The 381-nt window shown below is 33.3% G+C and carries 1 pseudogene; it reads left to right on the top strand.

What is annotated here, in order from left to right:
• Positions 1–22 precede the first annotated feature (22 nt).
• Positions 23–381 (top strand): annotated as a pseudogene (locus SCA31_RS22620) (SusC/RagA family TonB-linked outer membrane protein); the annotation flags it as partial.

The raw sequence follows: 381 nt of genomic DNA, 5'->3' as shown, positions 1-381 counted from the left end.
GAATATTGATAAAGAAGCCTTTATGGGAGATACTAAGTTTAGAATGTTAAAACTTAGAGCTTCATACGGTACTCAGGGTAACCAAAACTTAGGGTCAGCTGTTAATAACCAAAATCCAATGTTCTTATTTCCAAACTATTACATTGATATAATAAATGCTACTGCAGCAGGTACTGGTGGATACCAGAATACTTATGGATATCTATATAGATTAGGAAATCCTTATTTACAGTGGGAGAAGCAGGCTATGGCCAATGTTGGTTTAGATTTTAACTACAATGGAGTAATTGAAGGTACATTTGATGTATATAGAAAATTAACTTCAAATCTATTCAATGGAACTACTGTTTCTGCTGGAGTTGGTTCATCTACTTTCTATAC

Source organism: Chryseobacterium sp. SIMBA_028, assembly GCF_046535285.1.
Taxonomy (GTDB): domain Bacteria; phylum Bacteroidota; class Bacteroidia; order Flavobacteriales; family Weeksellaceae; genus Chryseobacterium.
This window is presented reverse-complemented; position numbering and strand designations above follow the sequence as displayed.